This is a genomic window from Streptomyces sp. WG5 (genome assembly GCF_049974565.1).
Lineage (GTDB): Bacteria > Actinomycetota > Actinomycetes > Streptomycetales > Streptomycetaceae > Streptomyces.
The window spans coordinates 1-22,910 of record NZ_JBNGGC010000028.1 but is presented as its reverse complement, the minus strand read 5'-3'; the positions used below and the strand labels follow the sequence as shown (position 1 = coordinate 22,910).

The 22,910-nt window shown below is 72.8% G+C and carries 20 protein-coding genes and 1 pseudogene; 10 read left to right on the top strand and 11 right to left on the bottom strand.

Features of this window, described 5'->3' with window-relative positions:
- Positions 1 to 69: 69 nt before the first annotated feature.
- The 4 genes from ACP4IX_RS26085 to ACP4IX_RS26070 all read right to left on the bottom strand — a co-directional run bounded on the left by ACP4IX_RS26085 (position 70) and on the right by ACP4IX_RS26070 (position 2,546).
- A complete protein-coding gene (locus tag ACP4IX_RS26085; RefSeq protein WP_426556874.1) occupies positions 70 to 1,149 on the bottom strand; it encodes a PucR family transcriptional regulator in 1,080 nt (359 codons plus the stop codon).
- A gap of 261 nt (positions 1,150 to 1,410) precedes the next feature.
- Positions 1,411 to 1,716 (bottom strand): zinc-ribbon domain-containing protein, encoded by a 306-nt coding sequence (locus ACP4IX_RS26080; protein ID WP_426520793.1) that lies wholly within the window; start codon positions 1,714 to 1,716, stop codon positions 1,411 to 1,413.
- 108 nt (positions 1,717 to 1,824) lie between these two features.
- Positions 1,825 to 2,049 carry a helix-turn-helix domain-containing protein gene (locus tag ACP4IX_RS26075; RefSeq protein WP_426520791.1) on the bottom strand — a complete coding sequence of 75 codons (225 nt, stop codon included), beginning with the start codon at positions 2,047 to 2,049 and terminating at the stop codon, positions 1,825 to 1,827.
- Complete coding sequence (locus ACP4IX_RS26070; RefSeq protein WP_426520789.1) at positions 2,049 to 2,546, bottom strand: DUF2975 domain-containing protein; 498 nt, start codon at positions 2,544 to 2,546, stop codon at positions 2,049 to 2,051. The genes ACP4IX_RS26075 and ACP4IX_RS26070 overlap by 1 nt, the downstream gene beginning before the upstream one ends.
- 388 nt (positions 2,547 to 2,934) lie before the next feature.
- Here ACP4IX_RS26070 and ACP4IX_RS26065 point away from each other — a divergent pair, with 388 nt between their 5' ends.
- The 3 genes from ACP4IX_RS26065 to ACP4IX_RS26055 all read left to right on the top strand — a co-directional run bounded on the left by ACP4IX_RS26065 (position 2,935) and on the right by ACP4IX_RS26055 (position 6,099).
- Complete coding sequence (locus ACP4IX_RS26065; RefSeq protein WP_426556872.1) at positions 2,935 to 3,225, top strand: DUF3040 domain-containing protein; 291 nt, start codon at positions 2,935 to 2,937, stop codon at positions 3,223 to 3,225.
- Positions 3,226 to 3,381: 156 nt separating this feature from the next.
- Positions 3,382 to 4,938, top strand: a complete 1,557-nt coding sequence (locus ACP4IX_RS26060; protein ID WP_426556870.1) for a potassium/proton antiporter — start codon at positions 3,382 to 3,384, stop codon at positions 4,936 to 4,938.
- Positions 4,939 to 5,082: 144 nt separating this feature from the next.
- Positions 5,083 to 6,099, top strand: a complete 1,017-nt coding sequence (locus ACP4IX_RS26055) for a sensor histidine kinase (RefSeq protein ID WP_426556868.1) — start codon at positions 5,083 to 5,085, stop codon at positions 6,097 to 6,099.
- 122 nt (positions 6,100 to 6,221) lie between these two features.
- On the opposite strand, the gene ACP4IX_RS26050 is transcribed toward ACP4IX_RS26055, so the two are convergent.
- Positions 6,222 to 8,810, bottom strand: coding sequence for an ABC transporter permease (locus ACP4IX_RS26050; RefSeq protein ID WP_426556867.1), 2,589 nt, complete (start codon positions 8,808 to 8,810; stop codon positions 6,222 to 6,224).
- A 264-nt stretch (positions 8,811 to 9,074) separates the two neighbouring features.
- On the opposite strand from ACP4IX_RS26050, the gene ACP4IX_RS26045 reads away from it, so the two are divergent.
- The gene (locus tag ACP4IX_RS26045) at positions 9,075 to 10,163 is read left to right on the top strand and encodes an ATP-binding cassette domain-containing protein (RefSeq protein ID WP_426556866.1); all 1,089 of its coding nucleotides are present in this window, start codon (positions 9,075 to 9,077) and stop codon (positions 10,161 to 10,163) included.
- On the opposite strand, the gene ACP4IX_RS26040 is transcribed toward ACP4IX_RS26045, so the two are convergent.
- The gene (locus tag ACP4IX_RS26040) at positions 10,132 to 10,782 is read right to left on the bottom strand and encodes a response regulator transcription factor (RefSeq protein WP_426556864.1); all 651 of its coding nucleotides are present in this window, start codon (positions 10,780 to 10,782) and stop codon (positions 10,132 to 10,134) included. The two genes, ACP4IX_RS26045 and ACP4IX_RS26040, sit on opposite strands and share 32 nt — an antisense overlap.
- A gap of 229 nt (positions 10,783 to 11,011) precedes the next feature.
- On the opposite strand from ACP4IX_RS26040, the gene ACP4IX_RS26035 reads away from it, so the two are divergent.
- From ACP4IX_RS26035 to ACP4IX_RS26025, 3 genes are all read left to right on the top strand, one after another.
- Positions 11,012 to 11,797 carry an MBL fold metallo-hydrolase gene (locus tag ACP4IX_RS26035; RefSeq protein ID WP_426520770.1) on the top strand — a complete coding sequence of 262 codons (786 nt, stop codon included), beginning with the start codon at positions 11,012 to 11,014 and terminating at the stop codon, positions 11,795 to 11,797.
- Between the two features lie 163 nt (positions 11,798 to 11,960).
- Positions 11,961 to 12,638: an ArsR/SmtB family transcription factor gene (locus tag ACP4IX_RS26030; RefSeq protein ID WP_426520768.1), complete on the top strand. Its 678-nt coding sequence runs from the start codon at positions 11,961 to 11,963 to the stop codon at positions 12,636 to 12,638.
- 360 nt (positions 12,639 to 12,998) lie between these two features.
- Positions 12,999 to 14,267 carry an MFS transporter gene (locus tag ACP4IX_RS26025; RefSeq protein ID WP_426556862.1) on the top strand — a complete coding sequence of 423 codons (1,269 nt, stop codon included), beginning with the start codon at positions 12,999 to 13,001 and terminating at the stop codon, positions 14,265 to 14,267.
- Positions 14,268 to 14,394: 127 nt separating this feature from the next.
- Here the strand turns inward: ACP4IX_RS26025 and ACP4IX_RS26020 are convergent, their stop codons facing one another.
- The 5 genes and pseudogenes from ACP4IX_RS26020 to ACP4IX_RS26000 all read right to left on the bottom strand — a co-directional run bounded on the left by ACP4IX_RS26020 (position 14,395) and on the right by ACP4IX_RS26000 (position 18,108).
- Complete coding sequence (locus ACP4IX_RS26020; protein ID WP_426556860.1) at positions 14,395 to 16,245, bottom strand: DUF262 domain-containing protein; 1,851 nt, start codon at positions 16,243 to 16,245, stop codon at positions 14,395 to 14,397.
- 244 nt (positions 16,246 to 16,489) lie between these two features.
- Positions 16,490 to 16,864 (bottom strand): fluoride efflux transporter CrcB, encoded by a 375-nt coding sequence (crcB, locus tag ACP4IX_RS26015; protein ID WP_426556858.1) that lies wholly within the window; start codon positions 16,862 to 16,864, stop codon positions 16,490 to 16,492.
- Positions 16,865 to 16,920: 56 nt separating this feature from the next.
- Positions 16,921 to 17,010: pseudogene (locus tag ACP4IX_RS26010) on the bottom strand (DUF190 domain-containing protein); the annotation flags it as partial.
- Positions 17,007 to 17,492 (bottom strand): fluoride efflux transporter CrcB, encoded by a 486-nt coding sequence (gene crcB / locus ACP4IX_RS26005; RefSeq protein ID WP_426556856.1) that lies wholly within the window; start codon positions 17,490 to 17,492, stop codon positions 17,007 to 17,009. The gene crcB (ACP4IX_RS26005) and the pseudogene ACP4IX_RS26010, both read right to left, overlap by 4 nt.
- Before the next feature lie 250 nt (positions 17,493 to 17,742).
- The gene (locus ACP4IX_RS26000; RefSeq protein WP_426520758.1) at positions 17,743 to 18,108 is read right to left on the bottom strand and encodes an ArsR/SmtB family transcription factor; all 366 of its coding nucleotides are present in this window, start codon (positions 18,106 to 18,108) and stop codon (positions 17,743 to 17,745) included.
- Between the two features lie 179 nt (positions 18,109 to 18,287).
- On the opposite strand from ACP4IX_RS26000, the gene ACP4IX_RS25995 reads away from it, so the two are divergent.
- The 3 genes from ACP4IX_RS25995 to ACP4IX_RS25985 all read left to right on the top strand — a co-directional run bounded on the left by ACP4IX_RS25995 (position 18,288) and on the right by ACP4IX_RS25985 (position 22,825).
- A complete protein-coding gene (locus ACP4IX_RS25995; protein ID WP_426556854.1) occupies positions 18,288 to 18,527 on the top strand; it encodes a hypothetical protein in 240 nt (79 codons plus the stop codon).
- 101 nt (positions 18,528 to 18,628) lie between these two features.
- Positions 18,629 to 19,984: an NAD(P)-binding domain-containing protein gene (locus tag ACP4IX_RS25990; RefSeq protein WP_426520754.1), complete on the top strand. Its 1,356-nt coding sequence runs from the start codon at positions 18,629 to 18,631 to the stop codon at positions 19,982 to 19,984.
- Positions 19,985 to 20,785: 801 nt separating this feature from the next.
- A complete protein-coding gene (locus ACP4IX_RS25985) occupies positions 20,786 to 22,825 on the top strand; it encodes a flotillin family protein (RefSeq protein ID WP_426556852.1) in 2,040 nt (679 codons plus the stop codon).
- The last annotated feature ends 85 nt before the right edge of the window (positions 22,826 to 22,910 follow it).

Genomic DNA, 22,910 nt, shown 5'->3' with positions numbered 1-22,910 from the left:
GCCGTGCGGGCTGGCCCCCGTGCGGGCTGGTCCCCGGGCGGGCGCCGGTCCCCGCGTGGGCCGGACCGCTCAGATCTCCTGGGCGGGCCAGCCCAGCAGCCGGGCCCCGATGACCGCGGTCTGCAGGGTGTAGCGGTGCACCGGGTCGGCGGGGTTGGCCCCGGTCAGCTGGTGGATGCGGTCCAGCCGGTAGGTCAGGGCCCGGACGCTGAGCGCCAGCCGCCGGGCCGCCGCGGCCGCGGTGCAGCCGGTGTCGAAGTACGCCTCCAGGGTCCGCAGCAGCGGCTCGGCACCACCGCGGGCCTCGCGCAGCGGACCCAGCACGCTCAGCACGAGGTCGGCCATGGCCTGCCGGTCGCGGGTGAGTACCGGGTAGACGAGCAGGTCGGCGGCGTGCAGCACGGGCTCGTCGAGTTCCAGCCGCTCGGCGAGCTCCAGGGTGCTCAGCGCCTCCTCGTAGCTGTGCACCACGCCGCCCGCGCCGGTCTGGGGGCGTCCGATGGCCACCCGGCTGCCGTCCGTGGCGGCGTACGCCTGCTTGGCGAAGAAGGTGAGGACGTCGTCCTGGTCACCGGGCGCGATGCAGATGAGCTGCCCGTTCTTGGTGGTGATCAGGATGCGGCGGTCGCCGAAGCGGGAGATCAGCGCGGTCTCGACGAGCCGGGTGACCAGGGCGGTGTCGTCGTACGCCTCCGGCCCCTCCGCCACCGCGACCGCGTGGGCGCGGGAGAGGACGAGTCCGAAACGCTCGGCCCGTTCGGCGAGCCGGCCCAGATCGCTGCGCCCGTAGAGCAAGTCGTCGATGAACTCACGCCGTGCCGCCTCCTCCTGCCGTACAGCGAGACGCTGGGCACGTTCGTATCCCTCGGCGAAGGCGTCGACGGCCTGGGCGACGGCGGCGAGCACACTGTCCGCGACGCCGGTGGTGGAGGCCGCCGTACCGCCGGGCCAGGACGCGCGCGTGGCGTCCAGGTGCAGCCGTACGAGACTGCGCAGACTGTGTCCCGCCTCCGCGGCCTGCTCACCGTAGAGCCGCCGTTCCTCCAGCTCGCCCCGATTGAGCCGGCGCCCTGTGTCGGCGACCTCCGCGAGGATCTCGGAGTACCCGGTCAGGTACGTCTCCTGCCGATCGGCCAACTGGTCCGTCACCCCGCGCCTCCCCCTGCCGTTCACGCCCCGTGCGCGGTGTCCGGCAACGTGAGAGTAGTCAAGGCTGCCGGAAACCGGCAACGCGTCAAGGCCTGTTCAGCGGCTGCCCTCCGTCGGTCGTCCACTCACCCGGCCACCGGCCACCGGCTACCGGCCACCGGTCACCGGCGCCGGCCCACTCGTGCACCGGTCACCGGCGCCGGCCGCTCGGCACCGGCTGTCGGCGCAGGCAGCCGACCGCCGGCGCACCGGCTGCCGGCCTCACGGCCGCTGATACGGCTGCTGCTGCGACTGCCCGTACGTCTGGCCGCCCTGACCTCCCTGGCCGCCGCTCACAGCCTGCGTCTGGAGCTGTTCCGCCTGCTCCTTGGTCACCTTCTGCTCGGCGCCGCAGAAGGTGCACTGCGTCAGGTACTTCGTGGAGAACGGGAACAGCGGCACGAAGAACAGCGTGAACTTCGTGACGCGCTTGCGCAGAGTGTGCGCGGAGGGGTTGCCGCACTGGCCGCACACCAGCGTCAGTATCGCGAGCTGGTAGAGGTATCCCTTGGTGCCGAAGATGATCACGAGACGGTCCTTCCCGGGTCGGTCCCCCGCGGGCACGCAGGGCACAGGCACGCAGATCCTCTCCCAGATTGCGCCGGGGCGGGGGCGGGAGGCCACCCGCGACCCGTGTCACTCCACGGTGTCCGCGCCCCCGCCCTCCCAACGCAGCAGGTCTCCCGGCTGGCACTCGAGCACGTCGCAGAGCGCGGCGAGCGTCGTGAAGCGCACCGCCTTGGCGCGGCCGTTCTTCAGTACGGCCAGGTTGGCGGGGGTGATGCCGACACGTTCCGCGAGCTCGCCCACGGACATCTTGCGCTTCGCCAGCATCACGTCGATGTCGACGACGATCGGCATCAGATCACCTCTGCCAGCTCGTCCCGCATCCGTGCGGCTTCGACGTCGCGCGCGACGGCCTGGGCGAGCAGCATCCGCAGGACGAGCACGACCAGCGCGACGCCCAGGATCGCCACGACGACCCCGCCCAGCAGGAGGACGACGCCGGGCGCGACCGCCTCACCCGGCGCCAGGACGACCCCGAGCGCGAACACCAGGAGCGCGGCCGCGACGAAGGCGCCGATGACGACATGCACGTACCGGAAGGCGTCGAGGGAGAACACGGTGCCGCGTCGCACCATCGTCACCAGCCGCCAGACGCAGACCAGGACGACCTGGGCCGCCGCGGCGCCCAGGACGACGATCAGGAACACCGGCGTGCGTACGGCCGCGAGAGCGGCGTCGGGATCACCCGGTCCGGACGCCAGCAGCCGGATCAGCACCGCCTGGATGAACACCGAGCCGGCGAGCAGCACCCCGACCACGCCGCGCAGCGCGACCACCGTCAGCTGTCCCATGGCCTCTCCTTCAATCGTTTCACGATGGAAAACTATCGAGAATCGATAGGTTCGGCAAGGTGGGGGCAAGGTGGGGGCAAAGCGGCGGGCCAAGGTGACGGTGACCGGCGGGGCGGCGAGCACGACGCGTACGGCCCGCGCTCCGCGCTGCTACAGGTCGCATCCGGTCGCTTTTGGGTGCCGTACCGGATAGTGCCCACCGCCCGACGGAGGCGACGCTGGAGTCGGCCCGCCCACCCTTTCCCGGACAGGCCGGGCCGGGTCGGCCACGTATGCGCGGCTGCGCCACTTCGCCCTGGTGTGATCGTGACGTTCCCACCTCGCAAGGAGAGCAGATGGCCCGCCCGACCGTCGCCTGCCCGGGGCCCCGCGCCGGGAGGAGGACGCCGTGCCCGGATCCGACGACCAGCGCCTCAGCGAGATCGCGTCCCGCCTGCACCGCGACGACCCCCGGTTCGCCCGCGCCCTCGGCGCCGGCCGACCCCTCCGGCCACGCGAGTACCGCCGCGTCCGGGTCTGGCTGCTGCTCGCCACCGCCCTGGCGGCGCTGGGCGCCGGCATCGCCCTGGCCCACGGGCTGCTCATCGCCGCCGGCCTGGTCCTCGCCGGGATCGCCGGGGAACTCCTCGACCCGCACCGGCGGTCACGCGGCGACCGGCGCCCTCCGCCGCGTGCCTGATGCGGGGGGCGGCTCTGGGGGCGGCTTCGGCGACCGCCTCGGCTTCGGCGACCGCCTCGGCCTCGGCTTCGGTGTCGACTTCAGGGGCCTCGGAGACGGCCTTGGTGGCGGCCCCGGCGCCCGTCAGCCCGCCCCGGACGGCTCGGGGCCCGGCCGATGACCCTGCCCGAGCTCTACCTGACCCTGCTGATCGGCGGCACGGTGCTGCTGGCCAGCATCGCCGCCGCCCGCGCCGCCCACCGTGTCGGCCTGCCCAGCCTGCTGCTGTTCCTCGCGGTCGGCGTCGTCGCCGGCGAGGACGGGCTCGGCCTGGACTTCGACGACGCGCAGCTGGCCCAGGCGCTGGGCACCGCCGCCCTGGCGGTCATCCTCGTCGAGGGCGGCCTGACCACCCGGTGGAGCGACGTCAGGCGCCTGCTCGCCCCCGCCGGCGTGCTCGCCACCGCGGGGGTGGCCGTCTCCGTCGCGGTGACCGCCGCCGGCGCGCACTGGCTGCTGGGCATGGACTGGCACCTGGCTCTGCTGCTCGGCGCCATCGTGTCCTCCACCGACGCCGCGGCGGTCTTCGCCGTACTGCGTTCGCTCCCCCTGCCGCAGAAGGTGACGGGGCTGGTGGAGGCCGAGTCAGGGTTCAACGACGCCCCCACCATCATCCTGGTCCTGATCTTCTCCACCACCACCGCCGGCGACCTGCCCGGCCCCGGCCCGGTCGTCGGCAACCTGCTCTACCAGCTCGTGGCCGGCGGCACGCTCGGGGTACTGACCGGCCGCCTGGGCGCCGCCGCGCTGCGGCACATCGCGCTGCCCGCCACCGGCCTGTACCCGCTCGCCACGGTCGGGTTCGGCATCGTCGCCTTCGCCGCGGCCGGAGCGGTGAACGCCAGCGGCATCATCGCCGCCTACCTGTCCGGCCTCGTCCTCGGCAACGCCGAACTGCCGCACCGCGCCGCCACCCGCTCCTTCGCCGAAGGCGCCGGCTGGCTGGCCCAGATCGGCCTGTTCGTCATGCTCGGCCTGCTCGTCGACCCGAGCGAACTGCCCTCCGCGATCCTCCCCGCGCTCGTCGTCGGCACGGTCCTGCTGCTGGCCGCCCGCCCCGTCTCCGTCCTCCTCTGCCTCCTCCCCTTCCGCGTCCCCTGGCGCGAGCAGGCGTTCATCTCCTGGGCGGGCCTGCGCGGCGCGGTGCCCATCGTGCTCGCCACCTTCCCGATCGTCGAAGGGGTCACGGGCGCCCGCGACGTACTGAACATCGTGTTCGTCCTCGTCGTCCTCTTCACCCTCGTCCAGGGCCCCACCCTGCCCGCCGCCGCCCGGCGCCTCCGGCTGACCCGCTCCGACGCGTTGCGCGAGATCCAGGTCGAAACCGCGCCCCTCGACGTCCTGGACGCCGACCTGCTCACCGTGGCCATCCCGCAGGGCTCCCGCCTGCACGGCGTCGCCGTCTTCGAACTGCGCCTGCCGCCCCCCACCGTCGTCACCCTGATCGTGCGCGACGGCACCACCCTCGTCCCCGACCGCGACACCGTGCTGCGCGCCGGTGACGAACTGCTGCTCATCACCACCCTCCACACCCGGGAGGCCGCGGAACGCCGCCTGCGCGCCATCGGCCGGCGCGGCAAACTCGCCCGCTGGCTCGGGGAACACGGCGCCCCGGAACCGGAGAAGGAACCGGGCACCTCGCCACCCGGGTCCACGGCACGAGCACCACGCTGACGCGACCGGGAGCACGTGCACGTCACGGCCGCGTCATCGACCGCGGTCGCGCGGCTCCACGACGTGACGAGCCCGCCTCCACCGCGGAGGCCGGTTGCGTATCCTCGCCTGTGAGGTGCAAGGCGACATCTCAAGAGGGGGGACATGCGGGAGGAAGGGAACAGCCCGCGGGTCGCGCGGGTCATCGTCTGCCTGGTCTCCGTCGGGTTCTTCGTCGCGTCGGTGGCGGCAACGTCCGCCAACCGCGACGGACTTCGCCACCTGGTGGTGGCGTCGGCCATTCTGACGGCGACCCTGGGGCTGCACCTGCGTCATTCCGCCCGCCCGGCCGTGCGCCGTCGCAAGCCGTGGTGGCCGTGGTCGCTCGTCGCGCACGGAGCCCTGACCTACGTGCCGTACGGCTTCTTCCAGGACACCTGGGTCGGCATCCCCGGATCGCTCGCCGCCGCGGTGCTCCTGACGACTCCGGTACCGCACGCGTGGATCGCCTTCGCCGTGCTGATCGGTCTCCAGGTGCCCCTCGTCCTGGCCATCGGCGAGACGACAGGCCAAGGCCTCAACTCGGCGGTGTCCCACGCGGTGGGCGGGCTGGCCCTGTTCGGTGTGGTGCGACTCGCAGACCTGGCCGAGGATTTGCAGGCCGCCCGTGCCGAACTGGCCCGGCGCGCAGTCGACCGTGAACGGCTGCGCTTCGCCCGCGACCTGCACGACCTGTGCGGTTACTCGCTGACGGCGGTGGCGCTCCAGTGCGAGGGGATCCAGTGGCTCGTACGAAGCGATCCCCAGCGCGCCGAGGAGGAGTTGGTGCGGACGCAGGCGCTGGCACGCCACGCCCTGACGGAGGTACGGGCCGTGTCCGCCGGGTACCGCGTGCTGTCCCTGGAGCGGGAGGCGCGGACGACTGCCGCGCTGCTGGAGTCTCTCGGTGTGACAGAGCACACCGGCCCCCCTGAACCGCAGGGCCTGGGCGGCAGCGGTCTGCGCAACCTCCGCGAGCGGGTCGCCGAGCTGGGTGGCCGGCTGAGTGCCGGAGCGGACGGCACGGGTGGGTTCCGGATCGCGGTGGCCCTGCCGTGCACGGGCCACGACACGCCCGGGGGAGTGTCCACGGTGCCTGCCACGCCTGCCACCATGCCGGACCGGAGCTCCGGACGTCAGTGACCGGCGCCGCAGTCCGGTCCCTCGACGCCGCCCCCCAACCGGCCGCCGCGCCGGCCCCGGTGTGAGGCGCCTGGCGGGCCGGAGGCTGGAGGCGTGCGGGCCTGGCGGAGGAGAGGAACGGCTCACGAGACGGCCCCGGCCAGCCCTCCCGGCGCGCCGGAGGCACGACGCATGGCTGTTCTGCCGACCAGGACGACCGTCAGGACGGCCACGACGGGCGTGCCGACGGCCAGCGCGGTCAACGGTCCGGCGGCCAGGGCGGGGACGGCCGAACCCGTGAGCGCCGTACTGAGCGGCATCAGCACCGCCGCGCAGACCAGCGTGGCCAGCGACAGGGCGACCACGCAGGTGAGCACGGCCTCCCAGGCCAGCATCCGCAGCACCTGCGCGGGCTGGGCGCCGGCCAGCCTCAGCAGGGCGAACTCCCGTCGGCGGCTCGCCGTCGCCATGCCCAGGGTGTTGACGACGGCGATGGCGGTGAACGCGTTGATCATGATCAGCAGCAGCAGGACGAACAGGCCGGCCGCCTCCGTGGAGCCCGAAGCACTGCCCGGGTTCTGCGCGTCCCCGCCGCCGGCCCGCGCTCCCGGGAACTCCGCGGCCAAGGCCTCCAGTCCTCGTCCGACACTGTCACGATCGGCTCCGGCAGCGACCCGTACGAGAACGGTGTCCAGCAGCGGATCGGCCGCGTGCCGGGCCGCCGGGGCGATCGGCAGCAGCGCGTCGGCGAACCCCTGGTCGCGGGAGTAGACGGCCGCGACGCGGAACGTGTCCCGGGTGCCGTCGTCCCAGTCGACGCGGACCCGGTCGCCCACCGCCACGTCCAGGTTCCGGGCGGCGCTGTCACCGAGCGCCACGGAGCCCGCGCCGAGCCGGGCTACGGAGCCCGCGCGGACCCCCAGGTCGAGCAGTTCGGGCACCGCGTCGGCCCGCATCGCGACCAGGCCCGCGCCGATGAGCGCCTCGGTGTCGTCTGCGTCTGCGTCTGCGTCTGCGTCTGCGTCGGCGTCTGTGTCTGTGTCGGCGCGGCTCAGCTCGCCGTCCAGGGACAGCTGCCCGGAGGCCGCCACCACCCCGGGCAGCCGGCCGGCCCGCTCCGCGAAACCCGGTGCGATGCCCGGCCCGGCGGACGTCACGACATGGTCGGCGAGAACGCGCTGCCGTTCCGCCCGCTGCGCACCGTCCGCCGTGATCAGGGGCACGCAGAGCAGGGTGCCGGTGAGGGAGACGGCCAGCACGAGCGGCGTCACGACGGACGCCAGCCGGGCGTTCTGCCGCCGGAGGTTGCGGGCCGCCAGTGCGCCTTCCCCGGGCAGGAGCGACTGCGCGGGAGCCAGCAGGACGGCGCCGGCGGCGCGGCAGATCAGCGGTGCCAGCAGTGCGACGCCCAGGATCAGGACCAGCACCATGCTCTCGGCCGTCCCGCCGCCCCCGTCCAGGCGACCCGAGGCCACCGCGCCCAGGCAGACGCCCGCCCCGGCGAGCACGCACACGCCGAGCAGCACGCGCCGCCATCCGGTCCTCGGCTCGGGCGCCGCCGACTCGCGCAGCACCTCCACCGGCCGCACCCGGGAAGCGCGCCGGGCAGCGGCGAACGACGCGAACTGGGCGACGACCGCGGCCAGGACGACCGTCAGCCAGGGCGCGACCGGACCCACGGACAGGTCGAACGACGGGGGCAGTACCTCCCCGTCCAGCAGCACCCGGTGCAGGAGCAGCGCCACGCCGATGCCGCCCGGTACACCGACGAGTGCCGCCGCCGCGGTCACCAGAAGGGCCTCGACGGCGATCATCCGCCGGACCTGGCCCTTGGTGGCCGCCACGGCCCGCAGCAGGCCGATCTCCGTCAACCGCCCGGCGACCGCGAGCGACAGGGTGCCGGAGACGACGAAGCCCGCGACGAAGAGCGAGAGCGCCCCGAACGTGCCGACGAGCGAAGAGAGCACCGACGCCGGGGACGGCACGTTCCAGAACTCCGCGCCCGCCCGCCCGGCGCCGGAGGCCACCACGACCGGCGCGCCGGCCTCCCCGTACAGGGCCGTGACCCGCTGCTCCACCTGCCGCCGCAGTGCCGCCGGGTCCGTTCCCGGCTTCGCCAGCACGCCGATGGCACGCACCGGCTGGGCGGAACCCGCGAGCCGCTCCGCCTGACGGGGTGTGTGGAACACCGCGTACTGGCGGTCCAGCGGGCGGGGCGGGTCGGCGACGCCGCAGACGCGGTACGTGCGCGGCCCGTCCGGGCCGGCCAGCCGTACGCTGTCGCCCGCACCGACGCCCAGGCGTCCGGCGAGGGTGCCGTCCAGCACGACCTCCGCGTCGTCGGCGGGTGCGCGGCCCTGCCGCAGGGCGAAGGAACCGAGGGCGGCGCTCTCCCACGAGTGCCCGAGCGACGGTCCGTCCCAGGGCGCGTCGACCGGATCGCCGGACGCGTCCACCGCCGTCGTGGGAAACGACAGCTCCGGAACGGCGCGCTCGGCGGACGGCAGGGCGTTCAACGCCGTGAGGAGTGCCTGTGCCCTGGGCACGAAGGGCTGCCCGCCGACGACCACGTCCGTTCCCGCGTACCGCTCGGTGGGGGAGGCTGCGCGGGTGCTCGACTCGAGGAGCACGGCACACGCCGTCGTCATGACCAGTGCCAGGACGAGCGCGACGAAACCAGCCGCCCAGCCTGCCCTGCGGCCCGAGAGGGTCCGCCATGCGAGTCGTATCACGGGTGCCTCTCGAAGCGGACGGAATTCCCTGAACGGGCGTGGAAAGCGTATCGAAGGCCCCGGCTGCGGATGACAGATCTTCTGCGGGGCAAGGAGTTTGGCCGATTCGCGCACCTCGAACCATGCGTTTTTCACGGTTCAACTTGGGCGTTGTGTACTGGTGCGGTGGTGCGGGGTGTGAAATCTTTCCAGTCGTTCGAGGAAACCGAATGCGGGAGTACGAGGATCCGGGGGGACACAGGGATGCGGTACGACGCGTATTGCATGGCCGACCGCACGTTCTTCGACTCACCGTGGCAGGTGCGCGAAGGGGAGTACTCCTTCGCCGCCGCGGACCGGGAGCTGCCCGAAGGGTGGCGGAAGGTCGTCCAGGACGACTGGCTGGTCTGCACCCCGGAAGGCACGCGCCGGCCGTCCCAGGGCTGGAAGATCCACGCCTCCGGGTGCCAGGACAACGCCGAGAAGATCCTCGACGCGGTCTGGGACTTCTGCGTTCCCCGGGGAATACCGTTCAAGTTCCTGCGCGGCCGGCACATCCTCCAGCTGCGGAACATGAAATACGCGCCCCGCGGCGGCAGTGGAAAATTCGTCACCGTCTATCCGGCGGACGAGGCGGAGTTGCGCGAGGTGCTCGACGGTGTCGATGCCGTCGTCGGCGGGGAGCCCGGCGCCTACATTCTCAGCGATCTGCGCTGGAACCAGGGCCCGTTGTACGTGCGCTACGGCGGTTTCGTCGAACGTCACGTCGTCTCGGAGAAAGGCGTCCTGGAGCCCGCCGTCGAGCGGCCCGACGGCACGCTCGTACCCGACCGGCGCCGGCCCGGCTTCCACGTCCCCGACTGGGTGACGCTGCCGGAGTTCCTAGAGCCGCACGCCGAGGTGGCGGCCGTGGACGAGGTGGGGGCGGCTCCCCTCGTCAGCCGGCTCGGCGGGATCGGCGCCCTGATCGACCCTGCCACGCTGTCCTCGGGCGAGCGCCAGCAGATCGCGCTCGCCCGCGCGTACCTGTCACCGGCCCCCCTCGTCGTGCTGGATGAGGCGACCTGTCACCTCGACCCCGCGGCCGAGGCCCGTGCGGAGGAGGCGTTCGCGCGGCGGCCCGGATCACTGGTCGTGATCGCCCACCGCATCAGTTCCGCGCGACGCGCCCGGCACGTCCTCGTCCTCGACGGCGGCCGGGTGGTGAGCGGCGTACACCACGAGGTCCTGGAACGGTCGCCCCTCTACCGCGACCTGGTGGGGCACTGGAGCGACGACGAGCACGACCCGTCCGAGGCCGACGCGGGGTGCGAGGAGGCGCCCGTAGGAAACGAAGCGGCGGTCAGAGCCACCCCGCCTCGGTCGAGATCCTGATCGCGTCCACCCGGCTGCGTGCCTGCGTCTTGGCCACGGCGGACGCCAGATGGTTCCGTACCGTCCCGACCGAGATGTAGAGCTGCGCGGCCACGTCCCGGGTCGACGCCCCCTGTGCCGTCAGCCGCAGCACGGAGACCTCACGGGGTGTCAGCGGATTGTCCGTCGCCGTCGCGGCCGCGAGGACCAACTCCGGGTCGACCACCCGACGGCCCTGCGCCACCTGACGGATGTCCTCCGCCAACCGTGCGGTCGGCGCGTCCTTGCGGATGAATCCGGCGACCTTGGCCGCCAGCGCACGACGTACGTGTTCCGGCCGCGCCACGCTGGTCAGCAGGAGCGTGCGGCAGGAGGGCAGCTCGGCCTGCAGTTCCACGGCCGCCGTGATCCCGTCCGTCCCGGGCAGGTCGATGTCGAGCACCGCCACGTCCGGAGGTGTGCGCAGCGCGGTGGGGACGATGAGGTCTCCGTGGTCGACCGCGGCCACGATGTCGATGTCGGGCTCCTGGGACAGCAGTGCAGCCAGCGCCTGACGGATCAAAGGAGCGTCCTCGGCCAGAAGCACCCGAATGCGGGCCTCGCTCCCGGCTCCGTCGCCGTCGGCTCTTCCTTCCAGCACGCTTACGGCCCCCGATTGCTGCTCGTTCAACGCTCCAGCCCATGACATGTGACACCGGTGAGGGGGGCAAGGAGCAAACCGGCCACAAGGCCTGCACACATGTGACGGACCCGGTCAGAGGCGCGCCCCGCGACCTCTCCGCCCGGACGACGCGGGCGGAAGCGGCCGCTGCGGCGCCGGACGCCCGAGCGCCGGGCCCCGGGCGGCGGCGCCCGTAGACTCCGCGCACATGACGGACGATCTCCGGTTCACGGTCCTCGGCAGCGCGAGCCCCTACCCCCGGGCCGGGAACCCGTGCTCGGGGTACCTGGTCGAGGGCGGTGGCGCCCGGTTGTGGATGGACGCCGGCAGCGGCACGCTCGGCGCGCTGCGCGAACACACAAGCCTGGACCGGCTCGACGGAATCTGGATCTCGCATCTGCACGCGGACCACTGCGCCGACCTGCTGACCGCGTACTACGGCCTCCTGTACGCGGACATCGAACTCCGCGCGCCCGTCCCCCTCTTCGGCCCGCCGGGAATCGCGGACCGGCTCGCCGGCTTCCTCACCAACGGGCCCCGGCGGAGCCCGGTCGAGGATGCCTTCCAGGTCGTCGAGCTGCGCGACCACCACCGCGCCCTGGTCGGCGGGCTCGCGCTGACCAGCCGGGCAATGACGCACGGGATGCCCGCGTTCGGGGTCCGGATCGAGACCGAGGCCGGGGCCTGCCTCGCCTACTCCGGCGACACCGCCCCGTGCGAGGCGCTCACCGCGCTCGCCGACGACTGCACGGTGCTGCTGTGCGAGGCGGACTACGCACGCGCGCCCCAGGCCGGCACCGAGGCCGTGCACCACACCCCGGAGCAGGCGGGCGAGAGCGCGGCCACCTCTGGAGCGCGGCGCCTGGTCGTCACCCACCTCGGGCCGTCCCTGGAACCGGCGGAGGCGGTGACCCGGGCGGGTGCGCGCTGCACCGGCCCCGTGGAGTACGCCGCGCCCGGCCGCACCTTCGGGGTGCCCGGGAGGAGTCGCTGACGAGCGTCAGGGGCGTGTGTCGGCGACCTTGACGCCGTACCCGATCAGCACGACGGCGTCCTCCCGGGGCCCGGGGCCCGGGGCCCGGGGCCCGGGGGTGGGGGCGTGTGGTCACCGCGCCCGCATTCATCTACGGTATTCCATGGATATATGGAGGATGACCATGCCGGAGAGCACGAAGAGCGGGACGAAGACGCTGCTGTACGAGGCGTTCGCGGCCAGCGGCAAAGCGCTGGCCAGCGGAAAGCGGCTGGAGCTGCTGGACCTGCTGGCCCAGGGCGAGCGGACCGTGGACGCGCTCGCGAAGGCGGCCGGGCTGAACCTGACGACCGCGTCGGCGCACCTGCAGATCCTCAAGCAGGCCGGGTTCGTCTCGACCCGCCGCGAGGGGGTCCGCATCCACTACCGGCTCGCCGGTGACGACGTCGCGCAGCTCTTCGCCCTGCTGCGCAAGGTCGCCGAAGCCCACCAGGCCACCGTCCCCGCCGCCCGTGACGCCCACCTCGGCGAGCACGCCGCCGCCGAGGTGACGCGGGAGGAGCTGCGCGCCCGGGTGGCGGCCGGAGGCGTCGTCGTACTGGACGTGCGACCGGTGGAGGAGTACCGGGCGGGGCACATTCCGGGCGCGCTCTCCCTCCCGGTCGAGGAGCTGGCCGAGCGCATCGACGAGCTGCCCCAGGACGCCGAGATCGTCGTGTACTGCCGTGGCGAGTACTGCGTCCTGGCCTACGACGCCGTACGGCTGCTGACGGACCTCGGCCGCCGCGCGGTCCGCCTCAACGACGGCATGCTGGAGTGGCGCCTGTCGGAGCTGCCCGTCGACGCCGCGGACCTGGCATGAACGCTCCGGCCGACCGGCTGCCGCCTTCTTCGGCGACCACCGCGGGGGTGACCACGGCGACCCCCACCGCGACCCCGACGGCGGCCCCCACCGCGACCCCGACGGCGGCCACCACCGCGACCCCGACGGCGGCCATCACGGCGGCCGCGGCTTCGCCGACAGTGTGGTCCGTGTGCCCGTCGGCCCGGAGCACGCCACCGACCTGATCGCCGACCGCGCTCAGGCCCTCGCCTCCCCGTGGACCGTCGCACCGTCCGGAGGCGGCCGGGGCCCGGGCCCCGGGTTCCCGGCCGTCGAGAGCCGGGAAGCCGCGCCCGCCCTGCCTGCCCCGCCCCCCGCCCCGCCCCGCGAAAGGCTCCCGTGACGACTCCCGCCCACGCCGGTCCGGCCACAGACTCCGGCATACCCGATCCCGCCCCGGCGCAGCGCCGCATCCTGCGCGTCCTGGTCGCCTCCCAGGTCCTCAGCGGCGCGGGTCTCGCCGCGGGCGTCACCGTCGGCGCCCTGCTCGCTCAGGACATGCTCGGCACCACCAGTCTCGCCGGGCTGCCCAGCGCCCTGTTCACCGCCGGTTCCGCGCTCGCCGCCGTCACCGTCGGCCGCATCTCCCAGGCCCGCGGCCGCCGCCCCGGCCTCGCCACCGGATACCTCACCGGCGCGATCGGTTCCGCCGGTGTCATCACCGCCGCCGTCCTCGACAACCCCGTCCTGCTGTTCATCGCCCTGTTCGTCTACGGCGCCGGCACCGCCACCAACCTCCAGGCCCGCTACGCCGGAGCCGACCTCGCCCCGGCCGGCCACCGCGCCCGCGCCGTCTCCACCGTCCTGGTCGCCACCACCCTCGGCGGCGTCGCCGGCCCCAACCTCGCCGCTCCCGCCGGCACCCTCGCCGAACACCTCGGCATCCCGCACCTCGCCGGCCTCTTCCTGCTCTCCGGCACCGCCTACGCCCTGGCCGCCCTCGTCCTCGCCCTCTGGCTGCGCCCCGACCCGCTGCTCCTGGCCCGCACCGTCGCCGCGGCACGGGAGAAGAGCACGGCCGGCGCGTCGTCGCCCGGGGAGCAAGCCGCCGGCAAGGCCCCGGGGGGCGTCGTCCTGGGGGCGCTGGTGATGGTCCTGACCCAGCTCGTCATGGTCGCGATCATGACGATGACGCCGGTCCACATGCACGACCACGGCCACTCCACCGCCGCGTCCGGCCTGGTCATCGGCATCCACATCGGCGCCATGTACCTGCCCTCCCCGCTGACCGGCTGGCTCGTCGACCGCGTCGGCCGCATGAAGATCGTCGCTGCCTCGGGCCTCACCCTCCTGGCCGCCGGGATCCTCGCCGCCGCGGCCCCCGGCGACTCCGTGTTCCTGCTCGCTCTCGCGCTGGCCCTGCTCGGGCTGGGCTGGAACTTCGGCCTCGTGTCCGGCACCGCGATCATCACCGACACCGTGCCGCCGGCCACCCGCGCCAGGACACAGGGCCTGGTCGACGTCTCCATCGCCATCGCCGGCGCCACCGGCGGCATGGCCTCCGGCCTCGTCGTCGCCGCGGCGAGCTACCCCGTCCTCGCCCTCGCCGGCGGAGCCCTCTCCCTCGCCCTCCTGCCCGCCGTCGCCGCAACCGCCTACCGCCGGTGAGGGTGTCTCCGTCGTCTCCATCGTCTTCGTCGTCGGCGAAGGCCGCCCCCGAGTGATCCCCGCAGGCCTCTGCGACCGGGCAGCAAGGCCGAGTGGATGTCCCTGCGACGGCCACTGACCGCGCGTGTCACTCCTTGTCGTGCTCGGCAGACCACGGCGCGGTGCGCAGAGCGGCGGCATGCGGCCAGATGCGCAAGGACAGTGAGGCGAGGTACGCACTCCGCGTACGGATCCGATGCTCGTCCCAGGTGGTCGCCCACTCGCTGATGTCAGTGTCCGGCGGAGCACTGAGCAGGGTGCCGTGGGTGAGGCGCAGCAGGCTGTGCCGGCCGAGCCACTGCCGCTTGTCCTCCCAGGCCATGTTGCCCAGGGTGGGGTTCAGGCGGGCGGTGACCAGGGTCAGGTTGCCGAGTGTGTGGACCAGTTCGTCGCGGTCGGCTCCTTCGGACTGATCGTTCTCGAGTGGCGGCCAGTTGTCGCGCCAGCTCTGCGGCATGACGTGCTCGATGGTCAACTTCGCACCGGCCTGCTCGCCGACGGGAACGGTGAGCTGTTCCGTGTGGTCGGTGCGCAGCTCGTCCTCGAGAGCTTCCAGGAGGATGCGTACGCTGCGGCGGACCAGGCGGGAGTAGAGGGGGTCCTGTTCCAACGAGGTACGGAAGTCGTGGTCGCTCGGCCAGTGACGGTGGTGGCCCTGCATGGCCGAGAGGGCTTCGACGACGGCCTCGTCCGCGCGGTCGGGTTGCCGGGACACGGCCGCGACCAGGTCACGGAAGACGTTGTTGTAGTCGCGGGTGCTGAGATTGAGCACCGCCCGGCGAACGAGGTAGCTGTCGATGGCACGGATCGCCCGCCGTCGGCGCTCCAGGGGCAGCACGGACTCGTCCAGGCCGTACAGGAAGAGGAGCAGGGGCATCGGGGTGGAGGTCTGAAGGACCTTCATCCGGTACAGGAACCGTCCCTCGACGCCGTGCAGCGGATGGTCGTCGATGAAGTTGTAGATCTCGGCGTACCGCGTCAGCTCGGCGAAGACCTCTTCCGTGGGCACGGCGGACGAGAGCAGCCAGCGCTCGAACTCCTTGAACAGCGCGGAGGCGGTGAACTCGCGCTGCGTACGCATCGTGAGCCAGTACGTCAGGAACACGTCGAGGCGGCTTCGCGTGATGCGGCCGGTCGTCTGTTCCATGCGCCATTCGTCCTGGTCGAAGGAGGCCCAGTACGTCTTGTAGAGCCGGTCGACGTCCGCGCCGGCACGTTCGGCGTCGCGGAACAGCAGGTTTTTGATCAGGTCCGCGTGCTCCAGCGGAGTGCCACGGCTGTTCAGCGTCTCGAAGACGACCTGCGCGTCGTCGTGCTCCTCCAGGTCGATGATGACCAGACGAAGCTGCTCCCGCAGCGCCTGCACCAGCATCCCCAGCCGCTCGTTCGGCTCAGCGGCCTCCGCCAGCCATACGTCGATCTCCTGCTGGAAGTAGGCGACGGCTTCGGCGAGCCGGCCTCCCCCTCCCTGACCGAGCATGACGGCGCGGAAATCGTCGCGGTCCGCATTGGTCGGCCAGACCTTGTAGAGGTGGTCGGGGTGCTGGGCGCGGTCGAACAGGTCCTCGTCGTTCTCCAGGAACTTGCTCAGCAGCCGTACCGAGCGCTCGTGGTGGAGAGCCGCCGCGGACAGGCGGGCCGCGAACAGGAACAGCTGTAACGTCGTCAGGCGCTGCTGACCGTCGATGACCTGCCGCGTTTCCAGGCTGGACGAAAGGTACGGGGTCTCGTCGAAGACAACCGCTCCGAGGAAATGCGGTGCCACCGTCTCCCCGGTCAGAGCCGCCTGCTCGGCCCGCTCCACGGTGCGGCGGATGTCCTCCCACAGCGCCGACCAGTTGTCGTCCCGGTTCCACACGTACGGCCTCTGGAACAGTGGCACCGTGTAACGCACGTCCCTGCCGAAGATCCGCCGCAGGTCGACCGTGTCCGCTCTCATGGCTTGGGGTCCCCTCCCTCGCGCCCGGACTCTTACCGTAGCGATCTTCGCCATGGCTGATCGGCTTGTTCCGTGAACTCCGGGTCGGTTGCGCTTCCGTTTCGGCCCGCAGGACCGGACATCGGCGACGGGCCCGTCGCCGCGGCCTCACCGGCGCCCGTGACGACGCCTACGGCCGGGGCCGAGGCCATGCCCGACGACGTCCGGGACGACGTCCGGGACGGTGACGGGGCCGTCCCGGCACTCACGCCCACAGCGCGTCCGCGAAGGACACCCCGACGAACACCGCCCCCAGCCCCGCCGCCACACCGGCGACGGCGTTGGCGGCGGCGAGGAACCTCGCCCCGTCCTCGGCCAGCCGCAGCGTCTCGTAGGAGAACGTCGAGTAGGTCGTCAGCGCCCCGCACAGCCCGACGCCGAGCAGCAGCTGGAGGTGGGAGGAGGCGGCGCCCGCCAGCACGGCGCCGGACAGGAGCCCGAGGACGAAGCACCCCACGACGTTGACGGTGAAGGTCCCCCACGGGAAGACGGTGTCGTGCCGTCGCTGCACCGCCCGGTCCGTGAGATAGCGCAGCGGCGCGCCGACCATGCCTCCGACGATCACCAGGACCCAGTTCACGCGCCCTGCTCCCTGCCCACGTACCGGATGACCCCGCAGTCGTCGAGGAGCACCCGGATCCCGCTGTGGAGCGGTTCGTGGTGCCAGGTTGCGTTTCCCCCGATGAAGACCGTCACGCGCAGTGCGGTACCCGTCAGCCTCGTCATCCCTGCCTCCGCGCGAGTACGCGGCGCGTCGCCGTCACCGCGAGCCACACAGCCGCGAGCGCTGCCACCGGCGTCACGGCCAGATACAGAAGTCCGTTCCGCGCCTCGCCCTCGTCCACGAGCCGCTGGATGTCGACGGCGTAGGCCGAGAAGGTGGTGAACCCCCCGAGTACGCCGGTGCCGAAGAACGGCCGTACCAGCCGGTGCGCGGCCCATACGTCGCTGACGACCACCATGAAGATGCCGAGGACCGCGCATCCGGCCGCGTTCACGCACAGAGTGGTCCAGGGGAAACCGCCGGCCGCGACCGGCCACAGAAGTGACGCTCCGTAACGGGCCGCCGCTCCCGTGCCTCCGCCGAGAGCCACGACCGCCACGACCGGCCCCTGGTCCCGCCAGGTCCGGCGTCGTCGGGAAGGTACGCGCAGACCGGCATCGGGATCCATGGGCTCGTCCACCTGGGAGCGCGGGCGGGCTGTCATGAACGTACGTCTCCTACTCGCCGGGGCCCGGACACGCGGGCACGCACCATCGCAAGTAGGGACTGTTGGCGGCACCGATGCCGCGGTTCGGGTACGGCGAGCCCCACCGCCGCGCTGCGAGTGACACCGCAGCCGGCCTTCAGACTAACGCCCGGTCGAGAACGCCGCTCAGCGCCGTGTCCACGCGCCCTTGTCGTGCGGGGGTGCCGATGCCGTCGCACGGGTGGCCGGCGGCCGCGCCCGGAGCCGGCTACCGGACGGTCAGCAGCTGTCCCATGGCCGCCAGTACCGACGGCTCTACCCGGTAGTAGACCCAGGTGCCGCGGCGCTCGGAGGTCAGCAGGCCGGCCTCCTTGAGCTTCTTCAGGTGGTGGGAGACGGTCGGCTGGGAGACTCCGACGTCGGAGATGTCGCACACGCAGGCCTCGCCGCCCTCGTGGGAGGCGACGGCCGAGAAGAGACGCAGCCGTACCGGGTCTCCGAGGGCCTTGAACATGCGGGCTGTCCGCTCGGCCTCCTCGGCGGTGAAGGGGCGCTCGCTCAGCGGCGGGCAGCACGGCACCGCGGCGTCGGGGGCCTCGGGTTCCATAAGCGGCAGTGCCTTGACGTTCGACATGCGTCTATGTTGACACATGTCGAACCAGGGCGACCGGCCTCGGTGGGCGCGAAGCCGGGCGGCGATCCGGCCGGTGATGCGTGCGGCGTCCCCGCCGGTCCCGCGAAGGGGGTCCGAGGGCCCTGCGACCTCTGCGTGTTCCATAGTTCGCGACCTCCCAGTTTCGATGGATGTCTATCTTGACGGTCATCGAATCAGGTGCCATGCTGGCGGTACAGGTCATTGACGAATATCGAAGCAAGGAGCCGGATATGGCCGCCGCCCGGATCCGCAGCGTCCTCACCCGCTCTGCCGCCCGGCACCTGGTCGGCGTCCGCTGCTGCGACAGCTGCGCACAGGCGTGCGACAGCGCCTGCCGGGCCCGGGCTCAGCGCCGCGGTGCACGGCTCGCGCCGGCACCGCACGTCCCCTTCCGCTGAGCCCCCTCCGTTGAGCCGTCCACCGCTCCGACTCCGCCCGCCCGGCAACGAACCGCCGGAGCAACGAACCGCCCGAGCAACGAACCGAAGGAAGCACCGCCATGGAGAAGCAGAACCTGCCCGTCGTGGTCGTCGGAGCCGGCCCGGTCGGCCTGGCCGCCGCCGCACACCTCGTCGAGCGCGGCATCGAGCCGCTGGTGCTGGAGGCCGGCGCGTCGGCCGCGACGGCCGTACGGGACTGGGCGCACGTCCGCCTGTTCTCGCCCTGGGCCGAGGTCACCGACCCCGCCGCCGAGAAGCTGCTGGCCCCGACCGGCTGGGTCCGCCCCGACGGTACGGCGTACCCGACCGGCGGCGACTGGGCCGAGCGGTACCTCCAGCCGCTCGCCGACGTCCTCGGCGGCAAGGTCCGCTACGGAGCCACCGTCACCGGCGTGGCCCGCGCCGGCCGCGACCGGATCGTCGACTCCGGCCGCGAGGAGCAGCCGTTCACCGTGCACATCGAGACGGCGGACGGCGTCGAGGAGCGGATCACCGCCCGCGCCGTCATCGACGCCTCCGGTACCTGGACCACCCCTGGCCCGATGGGCGCGAACGGCCTGCCCGCCCTCGGCGAGAGGAAGACGGCCGACCACATCACCTACCGCGTCCCCGACCTCAAGGATCCGGCCGTGCGGGCCCGCTACGCCGGCAAGCGCACGGCGGTCGTCGGCTCCGGCGCCTCCGCCTTCACCGCCCTCGCCCTGCTCGCCGACCTGGCCGGGGAAGAGGCGGACACGCACGCGGTGTGGATCCTGCGCCGGGGCATCGGCGACGCCACGTACGGCGGCGGCGAGGCCGACCAGCTCCCGGCCCGCGGCGCCCTCGGCCTGCGCGCCAAGGCGGCGGTGGAGAAGGGGCACGCGAGCGCCGTCACCGGATTCCGTACGGAAGCGGCCGAACGGGACGGCGACCGGCTGGTCCTGGTCGCCGAGGACGGCCGCCGCCTGGACCCGGTCGACGAGGTCATCGTCCTGACCGGCTTCCGCCCCGACCTCTCCTTCCTCTCCGAACTCCGTCTCGGCCTCGACGAACGCCTCCAGGCCCCGACCGCGCTCGCCCCGCTCATCGACCCGAACGTCCACTCCTGCGGCACGGTCTACCCGCACGGCGTGCGGGAACTGTCCCACCCGGAGCAGGGCGTCTACCTGGTCGGCATGAAGTCCTACGGCCGCGCCCCCACCTTCCTCGCCATGACCGGCTACGAGCAGGTCCGCTCCATCACGGCCGCCCTCGCCGGCGACCACGAGGCGGCCGAGCGCGTCGAGCTGACCCTGCCGGAGACCGGCGTGTGCGGCGGCGCCGGCCTGTTCGACGAGCCCGACGCCGCGCGGAGCGACGAGGGCGGCGGCTGCTGCGCGGCCCCGGCCACGCTGCGGATCGGCACCGGCGCCCAGGCCCCCTCCGGCGGCTGCTGACGGCGAAGAACCCCAGCACGTCGTCCTGGCCCCCGGGTGCGACGCGAACCGGTCGGCCGCCCCGGGTCGTGCGCCTGCTCGACGGCGGCGCGTACGTGGCTGCCCGACGCGGGGGACGGCGTGGGCCAGGCGTCGCGGAGAGGTGCCGATCCCGTTCCGGCGGTGACGGCGGCGATTCGGCCGGCTGAGGCGGGCGGTGCTGCCCTTGAGCCAGGGCGCTGCGCGAGCGTCGCCGTCCGGCATCAACAAGGCGTAAAGATTGCCGTGTTACGGCAATGCGGGGCGAAGCGTGCCCGGGCCAAGATGAGTGCGGCAGAAACAGGGGATGACCTCGATGCCAGGGCCCGGCAACGGGCGTCGGCGTGGGGGCCAGCGGTCCGGTTCGGGGGTGAGGGCATGGCACGGGTCGGCGTCGCCGTCGTACAGCTCCTCCCCTTCCCCGGCATCACGCACCCGGTGTCCGGTCCCCGCGCAGCGTCGACGCTGCTGCCGGGCCGGAAAGCGGCACGGCCGGGTGCCCTTCCCGCCGGGCCGGGCCACGCATACCGCAGGCGACGACGACCGGGCGCGGCGAGCAGTTCCCCGTACGACCCCGGCAGTCGCCGCAACCACGGCTGACCCGTAGCCGACGCACACCGCACCGGACGTGCCTGCCCGCACCGGACGTGCCTGCCCGCACCGAACGGGCCGCCCCCGCTCCGAACGGGCCGCCCCCGCTCCGAACGGGCCGCCGCCGCTCCGAACGGGCCGCCCCGCCGCTTCGCGAAGACGCCAACTCTCCGCAGACCACGAGGACTTCCTATGGATTACCGCACCCTGGGCATCGGCGTGCTCGTTTGCATCCTGATCGCAGCCGCCGTGCTGCTCGTCGTGGCCCGACTGTTCCGCAAGGTGGAGCAGGGCAAGGCCCTGATCGTCTCCAAGATGCGCAAGGTCGACGTGACCTTCACCGGGCAGGTCGTGCTGCCGGTGCTGCACAAGGCCGAGGTGATGGACATCTCGGTGAAGACCATCGAGATCACCCGGGCCGGCAAGGAAGGGCTGATCTGCCGGGACAACATCCGCGCGGACATCCGGATCTCGTTCTTCGTCAAGGTGAACAAGACCGCCGAGGACGTGGTCAAGGTCGCCCAGGCGGTCGGCACCGCACGGGCCAGTGACCGGAACACGCTGCAGGAGCTGTTCCACGCGAAGTTCTCCGAGGCGCTGAAGACCGTCGGCAAGCAGATGGACTTCACCGACCTCTACACCAAGCGCGAGGAGCTGCGGTACCGGATCATCGAGGTCATCGGCGTCGACCTCAGCGGCTACCACCTGGAGGACGCGGCGATCGACTACCTGGAGCAGACGCCGCTGACCCAGCTCGACCCCGCCAACGTCCTCGACGCGCAGGGCATCCGGAAGATCACCGAACTGACGGCCGTGGAGCACGTACGCACCAACGAGGCGCAGCGCACCGAGGAGAAGGAGATCACCCGCCAGAACGTCGACGCCCGGGAGGCGATCCTGGAGCTGGAGCGCCGGCAGGTCGACGCGGAGACCAAGCAGAAGCGGGAGATCGAGACCGTCCGGGCGAGGGAGGAGGCCGAGACGGCGCGGGTGGTGGAGGAGGAGCGGCTGCGGGCGCAGTCCGCGTTCCTCAAGACCGAGGAACAGCTCGGCATCCAGCGCGAGAACCAGGGCCGCGAGGTCGCGGTCGCGCAGAAGAACCGCGAGCGGGTCATCGCCATCGAGAACGAGCGCATCGAGAAGGACCGCCTCCTGGAGGTCATCGCCCGGGAACGGGAGACGCAGCTGACGCGGATCGCCGCCGAGAAGGAGGTCGAGGCGGAGAAGCGGGAGATCGCCGACGTCATCCGCGAACGGGTGGCCGTGGACCGTACGGTCGCCGAGCAGGAGGAGTCCATCAAGAAGCTGCGCGCGGTCGAGGAGGCGGAGCGGCAGCGGCAGACCGTGATCATCGCCGCCGAAGCCGAGGCGCAGGAGAAGCTCGTCAAGGACATCAAGGCGGCGGAGGCCGCCGAACAGGCCGCCACCCACCGCGCCGCTGAGGAACTCACGCTCGCCGAGGCCCGGTTGAAGAGCGCCGACCTCGACGCGCGGGCCAAGCTGCGGCTCGCCGAGGGCATCCAGGCCGAGAGCGCGGCCGAAGGGCTGGCCGCCGTCCAGGTCCGCGACAAGGAGGCCGAGGTCATCGAGAAGTCCGGCCGTGCGGAGGCCGGGGCCACCGAGGCCCGGCTGCGGGCGGAGGCCGAGGGCGCCAAGGCCAAGGCGCTCGCGGAGGCCGCGGCCGTCGGCGAGAAGCTGAAGGCGGAGGCCGCCGGCCTCACCGAGAAGGCGGCGGCGATGGCCGCGCTGGACGAGGCGTCCCGTGGCCACGAGGAGTACCGGCTGCGGCTGGAGACGGAGAAGGACATCCGGCTCGCCGGGCTGGACGTGCAGCGGCAGGTGGCCGAGGCGCAGGCGACGGTGCTGGCGACCGGACTGGAGAACGCCGACATCAACATCGTCGGCGGGGAGTCGGTCTTCTTCGACCGCCTGATGTCCTCCATCGCGCTCGGCAAGAGCGTCGACGGCTTCGTCCAGCACTCCGAGACCGCCCAGGCACTGGCGAAGCCGTGGCTGGACGGCACGTCGAGCTTCACCGACGACCTCGGCCGCGTCCTCGGCTCGGTCTCCACGGCCGACGTGCAGAACCTGACCGTGTCCGCGCTGCTGATGAAGCTCATGAAGACGGGCGGCGCCGACTCGGGGGCTCTGGAGCAGCTGCTGAGCAAGGCCGGTGAGCTCGGCCTCGCCGACACCCGGCTGACGGCTGCGAACGGCACCGCCAAGGGCTGACGGACCGCGGGGGGGGGGGGGGGGGGGGGGGGGGGGGGGGGGGGGGGGGGGGGGGGGGGGGGGGGGGGGGGGGGGGAGGGGGGGG

Coding starts and splice junctions, on each gene's coding strand:
- crcB (WP_426556856.1), bottom strand. CDS start 17,492: ATGACAGCCCGCCCGCGCTCCCAGGTGGACGAGCCCATGGATCCCGAT.
- ACP4IX_RS25990 (WP_426520754.1), top strand. CDS start 18,629: ATGGAGAAGCAGAACCTGCCCGTCGTGGTCGTCGGAGCCGGCCCGGTC.
- ACP4IX_RS26055 (WP_426556868.1), top strand. CDS start 5,083: ATGCGGGAGGAAGGGAACAGCCCGCGGGTCGCGCGGGTCATCGTCTGC.
- ACP4IX_RS25985 (WP_426556852.1), top strand. CDS start 20,786: ATGGATTACCGCACCCTGGGCATCGGCGTGCTCGTTTGCATCCTGATC.
- ACP4IX_RS26075 (WP_426520791.1), bottom strand. CDS start 2,049: ATGCCGATCGTCGTCGACATCGACGTGATGCTGGCGAAGCGCAAGATG.
- ACP4IX_RS26060 (WP_426556870.1), top strand. CDS start 3,382: ATGACCCTGCCCGAGCTCTACCTGACCCTGCTGATCGGCGGCACGGTG.
- ACP4IX_RS26000 (WP_426520758.1), bottom strand. CDS start 18,108: ATGTCGAACGTCAAGGCACTGCCGCTTATGGAACCCGAGGCCCCCGAC.
- ACP4IX_RS26020 (WP_426556860.1), bottom strand. CDS start 16,245: ATGAGAGCGGACACGGTCGACCTGCGGCGGATCTTCGGCAGGGACGTG.
- ACP4IX_RS26030 (WP_426520768.1), top strand. CDS start 11,961: ATGCCGGAGAGCACGAAGAGCGGGACGAAGACGCTGCTGTACGAGGCG.
- ACP4IX_RS26070 (WP_426520789.1), bottom strand. CDS start 2,546: ATGGGACAGCTGACGGTGGTCGCGCTGCGCGGCGTGGTCGGGGTGCTG.
- ACP4IX_RS26045 (WP_426556866.1), top strand. CDS start 9,075: ATGGCCGACCGCACGTTCTTCGACTCACCGTGGCAGGTGCGCGAAGGG.
- ACP4IX_RS26035 (WP_426520770.1), top strand. CDS start 11,012: ATGACGGACGATCTCCGGTTCACGGTCCTCGGCAGCGCGAGCCCCTAC.